Here is a 19,433-nt window from a genome sequence, read left to right on the forward strand (position 1 = left end):
TCGACTGACCGTCACACCAGCCCCGACGCCCGCGCCGCCGCGGCCGCCTCGCCGCGCGAAACAGCCTCCAGCTTCTCCAGCACCGCCGAAACATGGTGATCGACAGTCTTCGGCGAGATCGCCATGTGCGCGGCGATCTTCTTGTTGGAAAAGCCCCGCTCGATCAGCTGCAGAACCTCCATCTGGCGCTGCGTGAGGCCGGCCTGGTTGGCGCGTGTCGCCTGCCTCGGTCCCCTGGCGATGTGGATCAGCCCGCTCTGCCGCATCAGGCCGCGCACATGCTGCGCCACCGGCCTTGCGCCGAGCGCCTCGAAAATGTCGAGCGCCGCGCGCCGCGCGGCCTCGTCGCCCATGAGCAGGGCAAGCGCGCGTTCGAAGGGCGCGTCCATGTCCGCCCAGAGCGCCGCGGCATCGCGCCAGTCGCCAGCCAGTTGCAGGCGGTGAGGTTCCGCCATGCCGTCGATGTCGCCGGGATCGCTGTCGGGCGATAGAAGCTGTCGCCATATCGCCAGTTCGCCGAACACCGCCCGCGTCGGCGCAAGGCTTTCGGCAAGGGCGATCAGGCGCAGTGCTTCGTCCCTGTCGCCCTCGCCCAGCCACGCCAGTTCGGCCATCACCGCGGCGAAGGGCACGAGCCGCTGCAACTCCATGCCCTTGTCGAGGAACAGCTTCATCTCGTCGAGAACCGGCTCGGCCGATGGATCTCCCCGCCGGATGCGCAGCCGCGCCAGCGCGACCAGCGACGGATAGCGCACCAATGGCGTCGTTGCCTCGTCGTCGACGACCTCATGCGCCATGGCCGCGGCGTCGTCCCAATGGCCGAGCCGCAGCAGAAGCTGCGCCTGCACGCCGCGCATGTAATCGCGCCAGGTCGCGAGATCGTTCTCGACGCAATAGCCGATGCCGCGATCCAGGAACGCCGCCGCTTCGTTGAGGTTGAACCTGTTCATCTCGACACAGGCGCAGTTGGTGAAGGCGCGCGCGGCATGCTCCTGAAAGTTGCCCGTAAGCGCAAGTCCAAGGCTGCGGGCGAGATCGCGCCGCCCCTTGGCGAAGTCCAGCCATTGCCCGGCCGCTCCGACATTGTTGAGGGCATGGCAAAGGATGTCCGGCCGGTTGAGCCGCTCCGCCAGTTCGACGGCTTTGCCGCCGAACACAAGCGTCTCGTCGAGCCGCTCGGCCAGCATCGCCAGCTGCGAGAGATTGGAATAGGCCATGGCGAGTTCGGCACTGTCGGGCGCCGTTTCCAGAAGCTCCACGGCCTGTGCTCCGAACCGGTCCGCGGCCGCGCGATCGCCGAGCAGATAGGCAAAGCGCGACAGGCATCTCAGAGCGTCGCCCTCCTTGATCCGGTCGCCCAGCGCCTGGCGCAATTGCCGCGCCTGTCCCTGCGCCTCGATGGCAGCATCGACCCGGCCGATCAGGTGGCACTCGAACGCATGACCTTCATAAAGCTCCGCCCGCTCCTCGGTCGGAAGCACATCCGCGTGCCGCAGGGCGACTTCATAATAGCCGACGGCGTCTCGGTGCGCGCCGACGCGCGAGGCTTCGCGCGCCGCGACCGGCGCGAGCTCGCGCACCGCTTCGATGTTCTGTGCTTCGACCGCATGATGCACCAGCCTTGCCTTGGCCACATCCGGGTTTTCCCGCAACGCCGTGAGCGCCCGCTCGTTATACGCGCGGCGCTGGCTCGGCGTCAGAGCCATCTCGATTGCCGTGCGGGCGATCTCGTGTCGGAACGCATAGGCATCGCCCATATCCTCGAGCAGGCCGTTGGCGACGCATTCGGCGAGTTGGCCGGCGGCGGCAATTCCGCAAAGCCCGCTGAGCGCCCAGGCATCGGCGCGGCGCGGAAACACCGAGACAGCGTCGAGCATCGAGCGGGCGCCCGGCGACAATCTTTCGGCCCGCGCCAGCACGGCGTCGCGCACGCTGGCCGGCAATGCGCCATCGCCCTCCGCGGCGAGCAGCTCGGTGACGAAGAAGGCGTTGCCGGCGCTCGCCCGGTAGATGGCGTCGCCGTCGCGCTCGGCTGCCGCCGCAAGCGAGAGCACCGCGCGTTCGCTGAGCAGCGGCACGTCGATGCGCTGGATATTGCCGGCAGGGATCTCGCCGAGCGCGCGGCGCACGCGCATCTGCCCTTCGCTGCGGTCGGTGCGTGCCGTAACCAGAAGCAGGATATGCGTGTTTGCAATGCGCCGGCCGAGGAAGCGGACGAAATCGAGCGTCGCGTCATCCGCCCAATGCAAGTCTTCGATGACGAGCAGGCAAGGGCCTTTCGCCTCGAACACCTCGAGCGCCTCGGAAAACAGCGGCAGTCGATGCACCTGGCGGTCTTCGATCGCCCGCGGCGGTTCCCACCGCGCGTCGCGTGCCAGGTCGTAAAGCGGTCCCAGCGGATCGGGAATCGAGAGGTCCTCGCAGGCACTGCGAAGCACGCCAAGGCCGTCGTCCAGCCGGCTTGCAAATGCCTCGGCCAGCGCCGTCTTACCGGCGCCTGCCTCACCCGACAGGACCACAACGCGGCCGCGGCCCGCTGTTGCGTCCGCCAGCAAGGCATCCATCTGCTGCAACTGCGTCTGTCGTTCCAGAAGCATCGTCACTCTCGCGAAATCGGAATTTCCATCGTGGCGGCCCGCCGCCGCGATAGCCTGGGATCGGGCACCGCAATGTGACCTTCCACACATTGAGGTGTCATCTTCCACATAAAACGTCGCGAAGATAGGGAATCGTCCCGGCCAATATGGGGAATGGCTCCGATGCGCGGCCTTTCCGGACATGGTGGTATCCGCCTCGCTCGAAACGAGCGCAGAGCAATTCCAGGAAAACCGCGTAGCGGTCGGGGCTCGGCGACTTCGCCGTAGCCTTCCGTCCGGAATTGCGGAGAACTAGAAACCACGAAAGGAACGACAATCGTGCCACGTTATCTCGTTGAACGCACCTTCCCGGAAGGCCTGCACGTACCGATGAACGATGCCGGCGCCACGGCGATGGGCGGCGTCATCGCCCGCAATGCCGAGAAAGGCGTCACCTGGGTGCAGTCCTTCGTCTCGCCCGACAAGGGCAAGAGCTTCTGCATCTACGATGCGCCCTCGCCGGAAGCGATCCGCAGCACGGCGCAGAAGAACGCGCTTCCCGTCGACAAGATCACGGAGGTGCGGGTCCTCGACCCCTACTTTTATCGCTGACCGGGCAGATCATGTCGGGCAGACCATACCCGTCGCCGGCGGACCTGACGCCGTGCCAGGCAGCGAGACTGTACCCGCCGCGGCGGATACCGTCCCGCCACGGCGCGGCTTCATGCGGCGGGCCGTGTCGGCATTGCTTTCGCGCTTGCGAAACCGGCGCCGCCTTCTGCCGCCGCAGGACGATTTTCTGAGGCGCGATATCGGCCTCAGGGAGCGGGAAAACCCGCGCGAATATTGGGAATATTGGTGGCATCACCGCTGATCCCTCGCGTCGGGACAAGCGATCATCCCTTTTATCGACAGGCGCCGCCGGCGTGCGGAGTTGGCTTTGACTGGCCGACTCCCGCCGCTTGCGTGCCGCAACCGAATTGGAGAGACAAATGAACTTTCAGACCTTGACCAGATGCGCTGTCGGCGCTTCTGCCTCGATCATCATGCTGATGGCGAGCGCCGCTGCCGCGGAAACCGTCAATCCGCTCGCCGAAAAGGTGCGGGCACTCGACAGCCGCTTCGAGGACGTGGCAGTGGCGAAAGCCGAAGGCTATGCGCCGATCCCCTGCGCCAGCGGCCTTACCGGCGGCGCCATGGGCGTCCACTACGTCAACGCCGCCTATCTCAAGGACGACGCCGTCGACGTCGCCAAGCCGGAAGCGGTGATGTACGAGCCTATGGCCGACGGCACGCTGAAGCTGATCGCCGTCGAATACATCACCTCGAAGGGCCCGGCCTCGCTCGAAGGCCATCTGTTCAACTTCAACACCGCGCCCAACCGCTACGGCCTCGGCCCGTTCTACGAATTGCATGTCTGGGCCTGGAAGCAAAACCCGACCGGCGCCTTCGCCGACATGAACCCCAACGTGTCCTGCGACGCGATGCAGGGGATGTAAGGGCACCCTCTTCCTTCTCCCTTGTGGGAGAAGGTGGATCGGCGCGCAGCGCCGAGACGGATGAGGGTGCTCCAGCGGAGTGCGACCTCCAAGATCAAAGGAATCCGGTGCTCAATCTGCTGTGCCGCGATCCTTCCAACACCCCTCATCCGTCACCTTCGGTGACACCTTCTCCCACAAGGGGAGAAGGAGAACGCCGCACCCCGCCCACCCTTTCTTAAGGTGTTTCGGATAGACCCGAACGCTGGAAAAAGGGCGGAAAACGGAGAGTTGTGGGTGCGCTTTTCCGCGGCAACGACTGCCGGGCGGTTCCTGCCGCAGCGCTGGGCGCTGCGCATGCGGCCGTTGCTTGGCCGCATCGATGCCGTGCTCTTCACCGCCGACGAGCGCGGCGAAGCCGGGCGCATGTCGCTGATCGCCTTCTCCATCCGCATCATCAGCGCCTTCATCGCCTTCGTCAGCCAGGTGCTGATGGCGCGCTGGATGGGCTCGTTCGAATACGGCATCTCGGTGCTGGTCTGGGTGACGATGGTCATCGTCGGCAATCTCGCCTGTCTCGGCTTCCACACCTCGGTCATCCGTTTCATTCCCGAATATCGCGAGCGCGGCATGCTGGCCGAGCTGCGCGGCATCGTGCTCGCCAGCCGCCTGTTCGTGCTGGTCGCCTCGACGCTGATCGCGGGCCTTGGCGCGCTGGGCGTGTGGCTGGCCTCGGACTGGATCGAGAACTACTACGTCATCCCCTTCATCCTCGGCGTCATCTGCCTGCCGATGATCGCGCTGGGCGATCTCCTGCAAGGGCTGGCACGCGCCAATTCCTGGGCGCTGCTGGCGCTCTCGCCCACCTATCTGGTGCGGCCAGTGCTGATCCTGGCGTTCCTGGGGCTGATGCTCGCCCTGCATTACGTGCCCGACGCCAAGACCGCGATCTTCGCCTCGATCGCCGCCACCTATGTCACGACGCTCGGCCAGCTGATGGCCGTCACCTCGCGCATGGACAAGAAGATCCCGGCCGGACCGATAGCGGTGCATTTCGGCCGGTGGATCCTCGTTTCGCTGCCGATCTTCCTGGTCGAGAGCTTCTTCTTCCTGCTCACCAATGCCGACGTGCTGATGGTGGGCGCCTATCTCGATCCCAATGATGTCGCCGTCTATTTCGCCACGGTGAAGACACTGGCGCTGGTGCATTTCGTTTATTTCGCGGTCAAGGCCGGCGTTGCCCAGCGCTACGCCCAGTTCACCCATGGCGAGCCGGACAAGCTCGCCGCCTTCGCCCGCGAGACCGTCTCCTGGACCTTCTGGCCTTCGTTGCTGATGGCGCTGCTGGTGCTGGCGCTGGGCGAGCCGATGCTGGTGCTGTTCGGCCCGGAATTCACCGCCGGCTATCCGCTGCTCTTCCTGCTGGTGCTGGGCGTCGTGGCGCGCGCCGCCGTCGGCCCCTGCGAAAGCCTGCTCACCATGAGCGGCAACCAGAACATCTGCGCCGCCGTCTATGCCATGACGCTTGCCCTCAACATCGGCCTCAACGTGCTGTTGATCCCGCTGTTCGGGCTCTGGGGCGCGGCAATCGCCACCAGCCTCGCCATGGTGTTCGAGGCCAGCGCGCTCTCCTTCACCGTCTGGCGCAAGCTCGGCATCGTGATGGCGATCTTCGTGCCTGCAAAAAAGGAAGTCGCCTGATGGCTGCCGTTCCGTTGCTCGAAGAGACCAGCGGCGGCCCCGCCGGCGCCATGGTCTCCAACCTTGCCGGCCTGGCGCGCGAGGTCGACCCCGCGCATATCGAGCTCTTCGCCAGCAACCGGCCGGAGCGCAAGCTCGCCATCTACCCGGCTTCGGCCGGCTTCGACCTCGTCGAGGAGCTCGACTATCTCAGCGCCCGCACCGTCGAGCCCAATGTCTTCTTCAACCCGCGCTTCCTGGCCCCGGCGATGCCCCGGCTGGAAGACCGCGAGGTGCGCCTGGCCGTGATCCGCGACGGCGACGAATACCGCAACCGGCTGCGGCTCCTGGTGCCGTTCTCGGTCGAGCGGCCGGCGATGCCGCTCGGCGTTCCGGTGATGCGCACATGGTCGAGCCCGTTCGGCCCGCTCGGCACGCCGCTGGTCGACCGCGACGATCCGGTCGGCGTCATCGAGGATTTCTTCTCGATGCTGTCGCGGCCGCATCTCAAGCTGCCAAAAGTCTTCGTGTTGCCCGACATGCGCCTCGACGGTCCGGTGGCGAGCCTGCTCACCTCCTTTGCCGACAGCCGCGGCCTGACCATGGTGACCACCGGCAAGGTCGACCGCCCGGTGCTGGAAAGCGATGCCGAGGGCGAAGCCTATCTCAAGGCCTCGCTGCGTTCGCATCACTACCGCGAATTCCGCCGCCTGAAGCGGCGCCTTGCCGATCACGGCAAGCTCGAACATCTCGTGGCGCGTGGGCCGGACGAGATCCGCCATGCCATCGAAAGCTTCCTGACGCTGGAGGCCGCCGGCTGGAAGGGCCGCGAGCGCACCGCCATGGCGATCGACCGCTACCGCGCCGCCTTCGCCCGCGAGGCCGTGCACCGGCTGGCCGAGCAGGATATGTGCCGCATTCATCTCTTGACGCTCGACGGCCGCGCCATCGCCTGCCTGGTCGTTTTCGTCGAGGCCGGCGTCGCCTACACCTGGAAGACGGCCTATGACGAGGCGCTCGCCGCCTATTCGCCGGGCACGCTTTTGATGATCGAGGTGACCAGGCAGCATCTCGACGATCCCAACATCGGCATGACCGATTCCTGCGCGGTGCCCGACCATCCGGTGATGAGCCGGCTGTGGGCGGAGCGCAAGCCGATGGGCACGCTGGTGATCGGGCTGACGCCGGATGCCGACCGGCTGGCCCGCCAGGCGGCCTCGCAACTGCACCTCTACCGCGAGACCCGCAACATGGCGCGCATCCTGCGCAACCGCATGCGGAGCCTGTTGAAAAGGCGCTAGATCAAGGGCGGGACACAAGCTATGGGTCCGGGCGGCAATTTCAGCCGGCCTTCACGAAACATCCAGATGATCAGAAGCCTTTTGCGTCACACCAGTCTCCGTGCGGCACTCCTGCTGCTGGCGCTCTCGTCTGTCCAAGCCTGGCCCGCCCGCGCCTTGGCAGATACCTGCCCCGAGGATTGCTCCGAACCGCCGCCGCCCGCCGTCAACATCTACAAGCACACCGCCGCCGGCCATCTCAGCCCCGTGACGACCGGCGCGCTGCCGCGCGTCTATGTGCCCAACCGCTCTTCCAACAGCGTCTCGGTGATCGACAGCGTAACGCTCAAGGAAGTCGACCGCTTCAATGTCGGCAGCAAGCCGCAACATGTCGTGCCATCCTGGGATTTGAAGACGCTCTGGGTCGCCAACAACGGCACCGGCAAGAATGGCAGCCTGACGCCGATCGACCCGATGACGGCCAAGCCCGGCCCGCAGGTCCCCGTCGACGACCCCTACAACCTCTATTTCATGCCGGACGGCAGCGCCGCCATCGTCGTCGACGAAGCACTGCAACAGCTCGATTTCCGCGACCCGCACACCATGGCGCTGAAATCGAGCCTGCCGACGCCGACCTGCCCCGGCATCAACCACGCCGATTTTTCGGTCGACGGCGCCTATGCGATCTTCACCTGCGAGTATGGCGACGGCGGTCTGGCCAAGATCGACCTCAAGAACCAGAAGGTGCTCGGCCATCTCGATCTCTCGAAGATGGGCATGCCGCAGGACATCCGCCTGTCGCCCGACGGCAAGGTCTTTTACGTCGCCGACATGATGAATGACGGGGTCTTCCTGATCGACGGCGACAGTTTTCGGGAGATCGGCTTCATCCCGACCGGCATCGGCACGCATGGCTTCGTCGTCAGCCGCGACGGCAAGCGCCTCTACGTCTCGAACCGCGGCTCGCACAAGATGGAGCAAGGCAAGGCGAAGGGTCCGGGCAGCGTGACGGTGATCGACTTCGCCACCCGCGCGGTGGTCGCGCAATGGCCGATCCCCGGCGGCGGCAGCCCCGACATGGGCAATGTCAGCGCCGACGGCAAGCAGCTATGGCTCTCCGGCCGCTTCGACAGCGAGGCCTACATGATCGACACGACGTCAGGCGCGGTGACGAAGATCCGCGTCGGCGTCGAGCCGCACGGGCTCACCGTATGGCCGCAGCCGGGGCGATACTCGCAGGGGCATACGGGGAATATGCGGTAAGACATTTGGGACGGCCTGCCATCCAAAGCTCGAAGAGCGAACGATGGTGCCCCTAGCCGGGATCGAACCAGCACTCCTTGCGGAACTCGATTTTGAGTCGAGCGCGTCTACCAATTCCGCCATAGGGGCTCAGGCCGGACGGCCTGAATGGGCGCGGACTATACGGTCGGACGGGCTTTCGTCAACTGGCCTGTTGCCGATTTGCCGGTGCCGCTTCGGTCAAAAAGCGTCTTGCGGTTTCGTGTGGGCCCCCGCCATTGTGCGACGCGGAAAATCTTTCTACAGAAACGAACCTTTGCCGCGTCCGGCTGAAAACGCCGGCTGCGGCGCTTTGGGTCCTTGTTTCGCGCACGTCCGTGCCCGACAACCGCTCCGCCGTTCGGAGCCAAATCAGGAGAGCCGATGCTTCGCGGACTTTACGACTGGACGCTGTCTCTGGCGGCGCGCAAATCCGCCGAATGGTGGCTGGCCTTCATCGCCTTCGTCGAAAGCTCGGTGTTCTTCATCCCGGCCGACGTGCTGTTCCTGCCCATGGCGCTGGCGCGGCCCGAACGCAGCTATCGCTACGCGCTGACCGCCACGGCGGCGTCCGTGCTGGGCGGCATTGCCGGCTGGCTGATCGGCTACTACGCCTACGACACGATAGCGCGGCCGATGCTGGAGCATTTCGGCGGCCTTGCCACATTCGAGAAGTGGCAGTCCTCGGGCGCCGGGCTGATGCTGGTGCTGCTGGTCACCTCCGGCGCCGCGCACCTGCCGCCGATCAAGGTGGTCACCATTCTGGCCGGCGCGCTTCACGTCAATCTCTTGGTCTTCATCGTCTCGGCCATCGTGGCGCGCGGCGCTCGTTTCCTTTTGCTTGCCTGGCTGCTGCGCCGCTACGGCGAAGAGATCAGGGAGTTCATCGAAAAGCGCTTGGGATTGATCGTCGGCGCCGGCGCGGCTGCCCTGATTTTGCTCTATATCCTCGTCAGATACGCCCACGGATAGCGACGCAACAAACGGACCCGATCGATGACCGCGACCATGAATGCCGACACCGGACGCCAGCGCACGCGCGCGGCGCTGTTTCTTGCCGTCGCCATGGCCGCGACCGTCGGCTCGGCGCTGGCTTTCCAATATATCGGCGGCTACATCCCCTGCCATCTCTGCCTCGAGCAGCGCACCCCCTATTATATCGGCGCGCCGCTGATGCTGCTGGCGGTGATCGCCTCGATACTCGGCGCGCCGGCCTGGGTGACGCGTGGCCTGCTCGCGATCGGTGGCCTTTTGATGCTCTACGGCCTTTATCTCGGCGTCTACCATTCCGGCGTCGAATGGGCCTGGTGGAAAGGTCCGGCCGACTGCACCGCCGGCGCCGGCCCGGTCGACACCGGCGGCAAGGGCGTGCTCGACGCGCTCGACAAATTCGTGCCGCCGTCCTGCGACAAGGCAGCACTTCGCATCCTGGGCCTCTCGCTCGCCGGCTGGAACGCGATTGCCAGCCTCGTGCTGGCCGCCGTCGCCTTCCGCAGCGCGCTGTCCCGCGACTGAGCTATTCGGCAGCTTCAGGCCTGTTCGACGCGGAGAATACGCATCTCACCGTGCTCACCGAGATATGCGGCGAGACAGTCCCAGAACTCCTCGAGAAGCGCCCTGCCATCGACGTCAAAGTCGTTGCGCGCAACGAGTAGGAGGCTTCCATCGGCGTAGGTGCAGCTTGGCTCCTTGTGCCAAGTTCTATGGACGCGAAACTCTTGCTCGATGTCGATGGCTGCCTGCGGACCCAGATGAGGCACCACATCGAGGCACTCGATCGTTATCCTGTACATAACTGATAGCCAATCGGCTCCGATCGCCGAGAACAGCCTACGGCTCCAACTCAACATCCCAGTAGAGATAATCCATCCAGCTTTCATGCAGATGGTTGGGCGGGAACAGGCGGCCGTTGTTGTGCAGGTCGTGCACCGTCGGCTGATAGGGTTTTTGCAGCGGCCACATCTTGGCCTGCGCCGGCATCATGCCGCCCTTCCTGAGATTGCAGGGCGAGCAGGCCGCGACGACATTCTCCCAGGTCGTCGCCCCGCCGCGATGGCGCGGGATGACGTGGTCGAAGGTCAAATCCTCCGGCGTGCCGCAATATTGGCACTGGAAACGGTCGCGCAGGAACACGTTGAAGCGCGTGAAGGCGGGATGCCTCGACGGCTTCACATAGGCCTTGAGGCTGACCACGCTCGGCAGCTTCATCGAGAAGGTCGGCGAGGAGACGGCGTGCTCGTATTCGGCGACGATGTTGACGCGGTCGAGGAAGACAGCCTTGATGGCGTCCTGCCACGACCAGAGCGACAGGGGGTAATAGCTGAGCGGACGGTAGTCCGCATTCAGCACCAGCGCGGGAAGCCCATCCGGAGATACGGCAACCGTCACGTCCTTGCCTCCTTGGTTCCAGAACCGAACGGCGCGGATACTGTAAGCCCGACATGACAGGGATGTGAAGCGGATTGTCGCGCGGCCAAATGGTCAAAAACGCATGATTTTCATGCTTTTTTGGCGATTTCCGTTGGCGGTGCCGCGTCCCTGCCCTTCAGTTCCCGGTAATAGGCCCAGAAAAGCCGCGATGCGACCCCTCGCCACGGGCTCCATGATTCGGCCAGCCGGATAAGCATTTTCTCCGGCGGACGCGGGTCGATGCCCAGCGCGTGGCCGACCGCCGTCTGCAGGGCGACGTCGCGCGCGGGGAACACGTCGGGATGGCCGGCGGCAAACAAAAGGTAACATTCGGCCGTCCATGGACCGATGCCGGGCACGGCCGTCATCGCGGCGATCGCCTCGCCAGCGTCGAGGGTGCACAGGTGGTCGAGATCGAGCCCCCCAGCCACGGCTTGCGCGACGGCGAGCAGCCCGCGCTGCTTCGGCCGCGACAGCCCGGCCTCGCGAAAAATGTCCTCGCCGGCGGCTAGGATTCCTTGCGGCGTCAGCGGATCGACCAGCTTGACCAGCCGCCCGAAGATGGCATCGGCGCTCGCGCGCGACACCTGTTGCGAGACGATGATCGAGGCGAGGCTTTGAAATCCCGGTTCCGACAGGCGCAGCGGCACTTCGCCTGCCTTGCCGCGCACTGTTTCCAGCCGTGGATCGATCAGGCAGAGCGCGTCGAGCCCTGTCGCAATGTCGTCGAGCGAGGCGATGCGTTGCACGTTGCTTGTTCCCAGGGCGCCCGCGAAGTGGCAATTGATGGCGTAGAGACTGTTTCGAAATTCGCTCTGGCGAGCCATATGGTGGTGGTTTCGAGAACCGGAGCGCAGCGGACATTCAAGTCCGTGAGCACCGGAAGCGCAGAAAACGCCGGCAGATGGCCGCCGGAGCAAATTTCCAAACAGTCTCTAATTATCAACTGGCGGAAGCGCCCTTCAACCCGAATGCCGCCTGAGACATGACGCTCCTGACATTTCGCTTCGCGCCGAGCCCCAATGGCGAACTGCACCTCGGCCACGCCTATTCCGCCCTGCTCAACCGGCAGATGGCGGCGCAAGCGGGCGGACGGCTGCTGCTGCGCATCGAGGATATCGACATCACCCGCTGCACGCCTGAGTTCGAAGCCGGCCTTTTGCGCGACCTCGAATGGCTGGGGCTGCAATGGGAACAGCCGGTGCGCCGTCAGTCCGAGCACTTTGCCGAATACAAGGCGGTGCTCGACCGGCTGATCGCCGAGGAACTCGTCTATCCGGCCTTCATGAGCCGGGGCGAGATTCGCGCCTTCATCGCCGAGACCGGCGGCCGCGACTGGCCGCGCGATCCGGACGGCGTGCCGCTCTACCCGCCGCTCGACAAGGCCCTGCCGGCCAGCGAGCGCAAGCGGCGGATCGCCAAGGACATGCCTTTCGCCTGGCGGCTGGACGTCGAGGCGGCGATGGCGCGGGTCTCGACCGGCCCGTCATGGTCCGAGTTCACCGATGACACGATGTCGGCGACGCGCGCGATCGAAGCACAACCACAGGCCTGGGGCGACGTCATCCTCGCCCGGCGCGACATCCCGACCAGCTACCATCTCGCCGTCGTTCTCGACGACGCGCTGCAAGGCGTCAGCCATATCGTGCGCGGCCGGGACCTTTATTCGGCGACAAGCGTGCAGCGCCTGCTGCAGGACCTGCTCGGCCTGCCGGCGCCGCGCTATTTCCACCACCGGCTGATCCTCGGCCCGGACGGCAGGAAACTGTCCAAGAGCTTCAAGGACACCGGCCTTGCCGCGCTGAGGCAGGCCGGCCTGTCGCCGCAGGACGTCGAGCGATTGGTCGGACTATGATCCGAGGCGCGCCAGCCCGGCCTTGATCAGCGCCAGCACGCTGATGAAGGCAAAGGCCCCGCCCAGCCCCCAGACAACCGCCATCTTCGGATCGCTCAGGTTGACGCCATGCCTGTTGGCGACCGTCACGGCGGCAAAAAAGCCGAAGATGAACAGCAGCGTGTTGCCGGTCGGACCGAAGCCGCCTTCCTTCATGATCGCGTCGAGCGCGGTGCCGAAGAAAAAGCCGAAAGCGGCAATGATCGCAAAGCCGAACAAAAGCGATGTTGAATCGAGATGCAAAAACATGCCCTCACCATGGCGCGGCAGCGCGCCATGCCCCTGTTGGCACGGTTTGTTGAATTCAACTTAGCTTATGGATCAACCGTTTCGTTTTGCTTGCCGGATTGAACGGCATTAGAGCAATTGCCGTCATCAACCTTTCACCCTCGGCGGCCTCCCCCCATGCACAGCATCAAGCGGTTCATCCCCGCCTCCTTCGTCGTTTTGTGGGCGACGGGCTTCATCGGCGCGCGCTACGCCATGCCATGGGCGGAGCCGTTCACCTTTCTTGCCATTCGCTTCGTGATCGCGGCGATCCTGTTTGCCGGCCTCACCGTGCTGCTTGGCTCGCGCCGGGCGACGCGCGAGGAGGCATTGCACGCGACGGTGGCGGGCGTGCTGATGCATGGCGTCTATCTCGGCGCCGTCTTCTGGGCGATCCACCGGGGCATGCCGGCCGGGTTCTCGGCATTGATCGTCGGCCTGCAGCCGCTGATCACGGCGGTGCTTGCGGGCAGGTTCCTCGGCGAGGCGATCCTGCCGCGCCATTGGGCCGGGCTGGCTGTCGGGCTTTTGGGCGTCGTCATCGTGCTGTGGCCGAAGCTCGGCGCGGTCGGCGGCGGCGTGACCGCGGCAACATTGACCGCCTCGCTCGTCTCGGTGCTCGGCATGAGCGCCGGCACCATCTGGCAGAAGCGCTATGCCTCGGGCGGCGACCTGGTTTCGGCGACGATGTGGCAATATGTCGGCGGCTCGGCGGTGATGATCCTCGGCTCGCTTTTCTTCGAGACGCGCACCATCACCGTCAACGGCGAGTTCGTCTTCGCCATGGCCTGGCTGGTGCTGGTGCTGTCGATCGGCGCCATCTTCCTGCTGATGGTCATGATCCGCGACGGCGAGATGTCGAAGGTGGCGTCGCTGTTCTACCTCGTCCCGGCCGTCACCGCCGTGATCGCATGGCTCCTTTTCAACGAGCAGCTCAACCTGTTGCAGATCGTCGGCATGGCGATCGCCACGCTCGGCGTAGCGCTGGCGACAGCACGGCCGAAAGCGTTACCCGAGACGACCTCCGCCTGAGATGTGTTGAGATTCAGGTCAGGCCGAGTCGGAGTCGAAGACGGGCGCGAAGCGACCAAACAAGGCAGGTTCCGAGAACCGGAGCGGAGCGTACTTTTCGTACGTGAGCACCGGAAGCGCAGGAAGCTGCCGTTTGCAGGCCGGCCTCACCTGAATATCGACACATCTCAGCCGACGCGCGCGCGGGCCTCCAGATACCGGCTGATCGCGGCATTGAGCTCGCCGCCGAGGATGAAGATCGCCGAGATGATGTAGAGGAACACGACCGCGATCATGATCGAGGCGAGCCCGGCATAGGTCGTCACATAGGACGAGAAATGGTCGAGATAGGTGGCGAAGATCGTCGAACCGACCAGCCAGGCAACCAGCGTGAAGACGATGCCGGGGATGATCGAGACGAAGCGGCGATTGCCGGCCGGCAGCCAGATATGCACCGAGAACAGGCCGATGACGATCACGGTCGAGGCGATGACGTAACGCCATATCGTGATCGTACCCATATAGGGCTTTATCCATTCGAACTGCGCCTCGGCCAGCCGGGCCAGCAGCGGCGCGAACACCAGGAGCACGCTGACCGCCAGGAAGCAGGCCGTGGCGATCAGGACGAAGATGATGCTCTGCACCCTGCGATGGATGATGCCGCGCGTCTCGGTCACTCGATAGGCGCGGTTGAGCGAGGTGCGCAGCGCCTCGATGCCGTTCGAGGCGAAATAGGCCGCAAGCAGCACGCCATAGGTCAGAAGGTCGGTGCGCCTGACGGTGAGCACGTTCTGCACCTCATGCGCGATCGGTTTGGCGATCTGCTCCGGCCAGGTGTCGAAGACCAGGTGCACGGCCGTGTCGGCGAAGGCGCGCGCGCCGAGGAAGCTCGCAAGCGTCGTGGCGAAGATCAGGAAGGGAAACAGCGCCATCAGCGAGGTGATCGCCAGATGGCTGGCCATCGCCCAGCCGTCATCGGTGTTGAAATGGCCAATCGCATCGTAGAGCACGCGCTTGAGGGCGACGATATTCCGCAGCAAGGGCTCGCGCTCCGCTCGATTGTGTCAACGCCGCGAATATGGGAAGTGATTGCGGCAAATGGCAACCCCAGGTCTCACAACGCGCCCCGCCGCCGAACAGTTGCGCACCGTCATCGTCACCGGAGCCTCCTCCGGCATCGGCGCCTATTGTGCCCGGGCGTTGAAGGCGGAAGGCTGGCGGGTCTTCGCCACGGCGCGCAAGCCGGCCGATATTTCAGCTCTTGAGGCGGACGGCATAGAGGCCTTCTATCTCGACTATCGTGAGCCGGATTCCATCGCCGCACTGGTCGAGGCCGTGCTGGAGCGCACCGGCGGCAGGCTCGACGCCCTGTTCAACAACGGCGCCTATGCGCAGCCCGGCGCCGTCGAGGACCTGCCCGTGGAGGCGCTTCGCGAGCAGTTCGAAGCCAATTTCTTCGGCTGGCATGATCTCACACGGCGCATCATGCCGGTCATGCGCCGCCAGGGGCACGGCCGCCTTGTCCACTGCTCCTCGATCCTCGGCCTGGCGCCGGTCCGCTTCCGCGGCGCCTATTCGGCGTCCAAGCACGCCGTCGAAGGCCTGATGCTGTGCATGCGCCAGGAGCTCGAAGGCAGCGGCATCCACCTTTCGCTCATCGAACCGGGACCGGTGACGTCGAAGATCGCCAGCAACGGCTTGCCCTGGTTTCTGAAAAACATCGACGTCGAGAATTCCGTCCACCGCGCCGACTATCAGGCGCAGCTTGCCCGGCTTCAGGCCGGCGGCAGCGTGTCGAAGCTGAAGCCCGGACCGGAGATCGTGCACAAGGCGCTCCGTCACGCGCTTCTGTCACAGCGCCCCCGCCCGCACTATGTGGTAACAGTGCCGGCTAAGATCGGCGCGGTGCTGAAGCGCATCCTGCCGGCGTCCTTGCTCTACCGCGTGCTCGCCAGGCGCGCCTGACCGAACCTGAACCGGAGCCAGCCAGATGGTCATCGTCTTGAAGATCCTCGCCGTCATCGCGATGGCCGCCGTGCTGATCGTGCTGGTCCGCGGCCTGATCAACATGATGCGCGGCGGTTCCGGCGTCACCTCGAACAAGCTGATGCAGGCGCGCGTCATGCTGCAGGCCGTGGCCTTGGCGCTGCTGTTGCTGGTGGTCTATTTCACGCGCAAATAGGGGTCTTTTTGGGGGACGTGATGGTCAAGCTCAACAAGATCTACACCCGCACCGGCGATGACGGCACGACAGGGCTCGGCACCGGCGAGCGACGGCTGAAATCCGACCTGCGCGTCGAAGCCTATGGCACGGTCGACGAGGCCAATGCCTGCATCGGCATGGCCCGCATCCACACCGCCGGGGCGCATCCCGCGATCGACGCCATGCTGTCGCGCATCCAGAACGACCTTTTCGATCTCGGAGCCGACCTCGCCGTGCCGGACGAGGGCAAGCCGCTGGACTATGAGCCGCTGCGCATCGTCAGCGCCCAGACCGACCGCGTCGAGCACGATATCGACCTCCTCAACAAGGACCTGCAGCCGCTGAAATCCTTCGTGCTCAACGGCGGCACGCCCGCCGCGGCCGCCCTCCATCTGGCCCGGACCGTGGCGCGCCGCGCCGAGCGGCTCATGGTGGCGCTGGCGCAGGATCCGGCCGAGCATGTCAACCGCGAGGCGCTGAAATACATCAACCGTGTCTCGGATTTCCTGTTCGTCGCCGCCCGTGCCGTCAATGACAATGGAAATGCCGACGTGTTATGGGTTCCCGGCAAGAACCGCTGACTGCAGAAGCGGAAGGATCCGATGTTCATCCCGCTTTACGACACCAACAGGCTGCGTCACATCCGCCTGCAATATGTGACGATCGGCCTGATCGTGGCCAACGCGTTGGTCTTTCTGGCGACGACGATCGGTGGCGAGAACTTCACCAATGCGGCGGTGCTAGGCCTCGGCTTCATCCCGTCGGTGGTTCATGACAAGGCCGAACTGTCGCCCGAATTCGTCGTCATTCCCGAGAGCCTCAGCTACCTCACCTATTCCTTCCTGCATGCCGACATCTTCCATCTCGGCGGCAACATGCTGTTCCTGTGGGTGTTCGGCGACAATGTCGAGGACGCGCTCGGCCACATCCGCTATCTGATCTTCTATCTGCTGTGCGCCGCCGCCGGCGCCTTCTTCCAGGGGCTGGTGGCATGGAATTCGGAAACGCCGCTGATCGGCGCATCCGGCGCCATTGCCGGCGTCGTCGCCGCCTATCTGATCCTCTACCCGCGCGTGAAGGTCTGGGTGCTGGCCTTTGCCCGCATTCCGCTGCGCATTCCGGCCTTCATCCCGCTGATCCTGTGGATCCTGTTCCAGATCGTGATGTTCGCCTCCGGTGGCGAGAACCAGATCTCCTGGGCCTGCCATATCGGCGGCATCATCGCCGGATTGATCCTGGTGCTGGTGCTGCGCAGCCGCGGCGTGCCGCTGCTGGCCGGCGCAGACGGCGAGCCGGACCCGACGCCGAACGTCCAGCAGCCGCCGGTTCCCGTCGAACCGGCCGCAAATGACGGCGCCCCGGCTCAGCCGGCTTCGCAATGGGGCCGTGGAGCAGCAACGCCTCGGGACTGAACCGATTTGGATGCGTCGTGGGATATTGACGCGCCGATTTGCCGCCACTACGGAAACGGCACCGTTGGGCGGATATTCCGCCCGTAATGTCGGCTTTCGACAACTCTGACAGGGCGCACGCTGCTATAGCGCCCCGACTATCTCAGGAGAGGTGACAGGAAATGAAGATCCTTGTGCCCGTGAAGCGGGTTGTGGACGCCAACGTCAAGGTCCGGGTGAAAGCCGACGGACTGGGCGTCGAGCTGGCCAACGTCAAGATGGCGATGAACCCGTTCGACGAGATCGCGGTCGAGGAAGCGATCCGCATCAAGGAAGCCGGCAAGGCGGAAGAGATCATCGTCGTTTCGATCGGCCCGCAGCAGGCGCAGGAGACGCTGCGCACCGCGCTCGCCATGGGCGCCGACCGCGCCATCCTGGTCAAGACCGACGAGCAGACCGAGCCGCTGGGCGTCGCCAAGGTGCTGAAGGGCGTGGTCGAGGCTGAGAAGCCCGGCCTCGTCATCCTCGGCAAGCAGGCGATCGACGACGATTCGAACCAGACCGGCCAGATGCTGGCCGCGCTTCTGGGCTGGGCCCAGGGCACCTTCGCTTCGAAGATTGAGCTCGCCGGCGACAAGGCCAAGGTGACGCGCGAGGTCGACGGCGGCCTGCAGACGGTCGAGCTGAAGATGCCGGTGATCGTCACCGCCGACCTTCGTCTCAACCAGCCGCGCTATGCCTCGCTGCCCAACATCATGAAGGCCAAGAAGAAGCCGCTCGACGAGAAGAGCCCGGCCGACTACGGCGCCGACGTCAAGCCGCGCCTCAAGGTGGTCAAGACCGAGGAGCCGAGTGGCCGCAAGGCTGGCGTCAAGGTCAAGAGCGTCGCCGAGTTGGTCGAGAAGCTCAAGAACGAAGCCGGCGTGCTCTGAGCGGTCAGGAAAGGATCAAGAAAATGGCAATTCTCCTCATCGCCGAACACGACAATGCGAGCCTTTCCGACCAGACCGCCAAGGCGCTGTCGGCGGCCCTCCAGATCGGTTCGGATGTCGACGTGCTGGTGGCCGGCAAGGGCGCCAAGGGCGCGGCCGACGCCGCCGCCAAGCTGAAGGGCGTGCGCAAGGTGCTGCTCGCCGAAGCCGACGAGCTTGCCGAGCGCCTCGCCGAGCCGACGGCGGCGCTGGTCGTCTCGCTCGCCGGCTCCTATGACGCGATCGTCGCCCCGGCCACCTCGTCCGGCAAAAACGTCGCGCCGCGCGTCGCAGCCCTGCTCGATGTCGCCCAGGTGTCGGAGATCATCGAGGTGGTTTCGCCCGATACCTTCAAGCGGCCGATCTATGCCGGCAACGCCATCCAGACCGTGCAGTCGACCGACGCCAAGAAGGTCATTACCGTGCGCACCGCTTCCTTCGCGGCCGCGCCTGAAGGCGGCTCTGCCTCGGTCGAAACGGCCAGTGCCGCCGCCAATCCCGGCCTGTCGTCCTTCGTCGAGAACAAGCTTTCCGAGAACGATCGTCCCGAGCTCACCTCGGCCAAGATCATCATCTCGGGTGGCCGCGCGCTCGGCTCCTCGGAAAAGTTCCAGGAAGTCATCCTGCCGGTCGCCGACAAGCTCGGCGCCGCCGTGGGTGCCTCCCGCGCCGCGGTCGATGCCGGCTATGCGCCGAACGACTGGCAGGTCGGCCAGACCGGCAAGGTGGTCGCGCCCGACCTCTACATCGCCGTCGGCATTTCCGGCGCCATCCAGCATCTGGCCGGCATGAAGGATTCGAAGGTCATCGTCGCCATCAACAAGGACGAGGAAGCTCCGATTTTCCAGGTTGCCGACTATGGCCTGGTCGGCGATCTCTTCGTCATCCTGCCGGAGCTGCAAAAGGCGCTTTGACGCCGTCCGCTCTGGCATATTAAAATCCGAAGGGTGGGGTGGACGAAGTCGCCCCGCCCTTTTAGTTTGCACTGCACA

Annotated in this window: 20 protein-coding genes and 1 tRNA gene; 15 read left to right on the forward strand and 6 right to left on the reverse strand. The window is 65.0% G+C overall.

What is annotated here, in order from left to right; translation table 11 throughout:
• Nucleotides 1-11: 11 nt before the first annotated feature.
• Entirely contained in the window at nt 12-2,597 is a 2,586-nt protein-coding gene (locus KVT37_RS11075; protein ID WP_217572683.1) for a LuxR family transcriptional regulator, read from the reverse strand.
• 318 nt (nt 2,598-2,915) lie between these two features.
• Between KVT37_RS11075 and KVT37_RS11080 the strand changes: the two genes are divergently transcribed.
• The 5 genes from KVT37_RS11080 to KVT37_RS11100 all read left to right on the forward strand — a co-directional run bounded on the left by KVT37_RS11080 (nt 2,916) and on the right by KVT37_RS11100 (nt 8,277).
• Entirely contained in the window at nt 2,916-3,188 is a 273-nt protein-coding gene (locus tag KVT37_RS11080; protein ID WP_126081070.1) for a DUF4242 domain-containing protein, read from the forward strand.
• 434 nt (nt 3,189-3,622) lie between these two features.
• Nucleotides 3,623-4,075, forward strand: a complete 453-nt coding sequence (locus tag KVT37_RS11085) for a hypothetical protein (RefSeq protein ID WP_217573269.1) — start codon at nt 3,623-3,625, stop codon at nt 4,073-4,075.
• Between the two features lie 276 nt (nt 4,076-4,351).
• Nucleotides 4,352-5,755, forward strand: coding sequence for an oligosaccharide flippase family protein (locus KVT37_RS11090; protein ID WP_217572685.1), 1,404 nt, complete (start codon nt 4,352-4,354; stop codon nt 5,753-5,755).
• Complete coding sequence (locus KVT37_RS11095) at nt 5,755-7,035, forward strand: GNAT family N-acetyltransferase (RefSeq protein WP_217572687.1); 1,281 nt, start codon at nt 5,755-5,757, stop codon at nt 7,033-7,035. Before KVT37_RS11090 ends, KVT37_RS11095 begins: the two co-directional genes overlap by 1 nt.
• A 66-nt stretch (nt 7,036-7,101) precedes the next feature.
• Nucleotides 7,102-8,277, forward strand: coding sequence for a YncE family protein (locus KVT37_RS11100; RefSeq protein ID WP_217572689.1), 1,176 nt, complete (start codon nt 7,102-7,104; stop codon nt 8,275-8,277).
• 44 nt (nt 8,278-8,321) lie between these two features.
• Here KVT37_RS11100 and KVT37_RS11105 read toward each other — a convergent pair.
• Nucleotides 8,322-8,406 (reverse strand) — tRNA-Leu (locus KVT37_RS11105).
• 273 nt (nt 8,407-8,679) lie between these two features.
• Between KVT37_RS11105 and KVT37_RS11110 the strand changes: the two genes are divergently transcribed.
• Nucleotides 8,680-9,267 carry a YqaA family protein gene (locus KVT37_RS11110; protein WP_217572691.1) on the forward strand — a complete coding sequence of 196 codons (588 nt, stop codon included), beginning with the start codon at nt 8,680-8,682 and terminating at the stop codon, nt 9,265-9,267.
• Between the two features lie 24 nt (nt 9,268-9,291).
• A complete protein-coding gene (locus tag KVT37_RS11115; RefSeq protein WP_217572693.1) occupies nt 9,292-9,810 on the forward strand; it encodes a disulfide bond formation protein B in 519 nt (172 codons plus the stop codon).
• Nucleotides 9,811-10,125: 315 nt separating this feature from the next.
• On the opposite strand, the gene KVT37_RS11120 is transcribed toward KVT37_RS11115, so the two are convergent.
• Together KVT37_RS11120 and KVT37_RS11125 are read right to left on the reverse strand one after the other, a co-directional pair.
• Nucleotides 10,126-10,683: an HNH endonuclease gene (locus KVT37_RS11120; protein WP_027167440.1), complete on the reverse strand. Its 558-nt coding sequence runs from the start codon at nt 10,681-10,683 to the stop codon at nt 10,126-10,128.
• Nucleotides 10,684-10,793: 110 nt separating this feature from the next.
• Nucleotides 10,794-11,453 carry a DNA-3-methyladenine glycosylase gene (locus KVT37_RS11125; RefSeq protein WP_217572695.1) on the reverse strand — a complete coding sequence of 220 codons (660 nt, stop codon included), beginning with the start codon at nt 11,451-11,453 and terminating at the stop codon, nt 10,794-10,796.
• 236 nt (nt 11,454-11,689) lie between these two features.
• On the opposite strand from KVT37_RS11125, the gene gluQRS reads away from it, so the two are divergent.
• Nucleotides 11,690-12,559: a tRNA glutamyl-Q(34) synthetase GluQRS gene (gene gluQRS, locus KVT37_RS11130; protein WP_217572697.1), complete on the forward strand. Its 870-nt coding sequence runs from the start codon at nt 11,690-11,692 to the stop codon at nt 12,557-12,559.
• Here the strand turns inward: gluQRS and KVT37_RS11135 are convergent.
• Entirely contained in the window at nt 12,554-12,847 is a 294-nt protein-coding gene (locus KVT37_RS11135; protein WP_217572699.1) for a hypothetical protein, read from the reverse strand. The genes gluQRS and KVT37_RS11135 overlap by 6 nt on opposite strands.
• A 156-nt stretch (nt 12,848-13,003) precedes the next feature.
• Between KVT37_RS11135 and KVT37_RS11140 the strand changes: the two genes are divergently transcribed.
• Nucleotides 13,004-13,897 carry a DMT family transporter gene (locus tag KVT37_RS11140; protein ID WP_217572701.1) on the forward strand — a complete coding sequence of 298 codons (894 nt, stop codon included), beginning with the start codon at nt 13,004-13,006 and terminating at the stop codon, nt 13,895-13,897.
• 167 nt (nt 13,898-14,064) lie between these two features.
• Here KVT37_RS11140 and KVT37_RS11145 read toward each other — a convergent pair whose 3' ends face one another.
• Nucleotides 14,065-14,916, reverse strand: a complete 852-nt coding sequence (locus tag KVT37_RS11145; RefSeq protein WP_217572703.1) for a YihY/virulence factor BrkB family protein — start codon at nt 14,914-14,916, stop codon at nt 14,065-14,067.
• 58 nt (nt 14,917-14,974) lie between these two features.
• Between KVT37_RS11145 and KVT37_RS11150 the strand changes: the two genes are divergently transcribed.
• The 6 genes from KVT37_RS11150 to KVT37_RS11175 all read left to right on the forward strand — a co-directional run bounded on the left by KVT37_RS11150 (nt 14,975) and on the right by KVT37_RS11175 (nt 19,355).
• Nucleotides 14,975-15,841: an SDR family oxidoreductase gene (locus KVT37_RS11150; RefSeq protein ID WP_217572705.1), complete on the forward strand. Its 867-nt coding sequence runs from the start codon at nt 14,975-14,977 to the stop codon at nt 15,839-15,841.
• 25 nt (nt 15,842-15,866) lie between these two features.
• Nucleotides 15,867-16,058: a twin transmembrane helix small protein gene (locus KVT37_RS11155; RefSeq protein WP_042641360.1), complete on the forward strand. Its 192-nt coding sequence runs from the start codon at nt 15,867-15,869 to the stop codon at nt 16,056-16,058.
• 20 nt (nt 16,059-16,078) lie between these two features.
• On the forward strand, nt 16,079-16,660 hold the full coding sequence (locus tag KVT37_RS11160; RefSeq protein ID WP_217572707.1) for a cob(I)yrinic acid a,c-diamide adenosyltransferase: 582 nt from the start codon (nt 16,079-16,081) through the stop codon (nt 16,658-16,660).
• 21 nt (nt 16,661-16,681) lie between these two features.
• Nucleotides 16,682-17,491: a rhomboid family intramembrane serine protease gene (locus KVT37_RS11165; RefSeq protein ID WP_217572709.1), complete on the forward strand. Its 810-nt coding sequence runs from the start codon at nt 16,682-16,684 to the stop codon at nt 17,489-17,491.
• A 161-nt stretch (nt 17,492-17,652) separates the two neighbouring features.
• Nucleotides 17,653-18,402 (forward strand): electron transfer flavoprotein subunit beta/FixA family protein, encoded by a 750-nt coding sequence (locus KVT37_RS11170; protein ID WP_217572711.1) that lies wholly within the window; start codon nt 17,653-17,655, stop codon nt 18,400-18,402.
• Between the two features lie 23 nt (nt 18,403-18,425).
• Complete coding sequence (locus KVT37_RS11175) at nt 18,426-19,355, forward strand: electron transfer flavoprotein subunit alpha/FixB family protein (RefSeq protein WP_217572713.1); 930 nt, start codon at nt 18,426-18,428, stop codon at nt 19,353-19,355.
• Nucleotides 19,356-19,433: the final 78 nt, after the last annotated feature.

Source organism: Mesorhizobium sp. GbtcB19, from assembly GCF_019091085.1.
Taxonomy (GTDB): Bacteria; Pseudomonadota; Alphaproteobacteria; order Rhizobiales; family Rhizobiaceae; genus Mesorhizobium.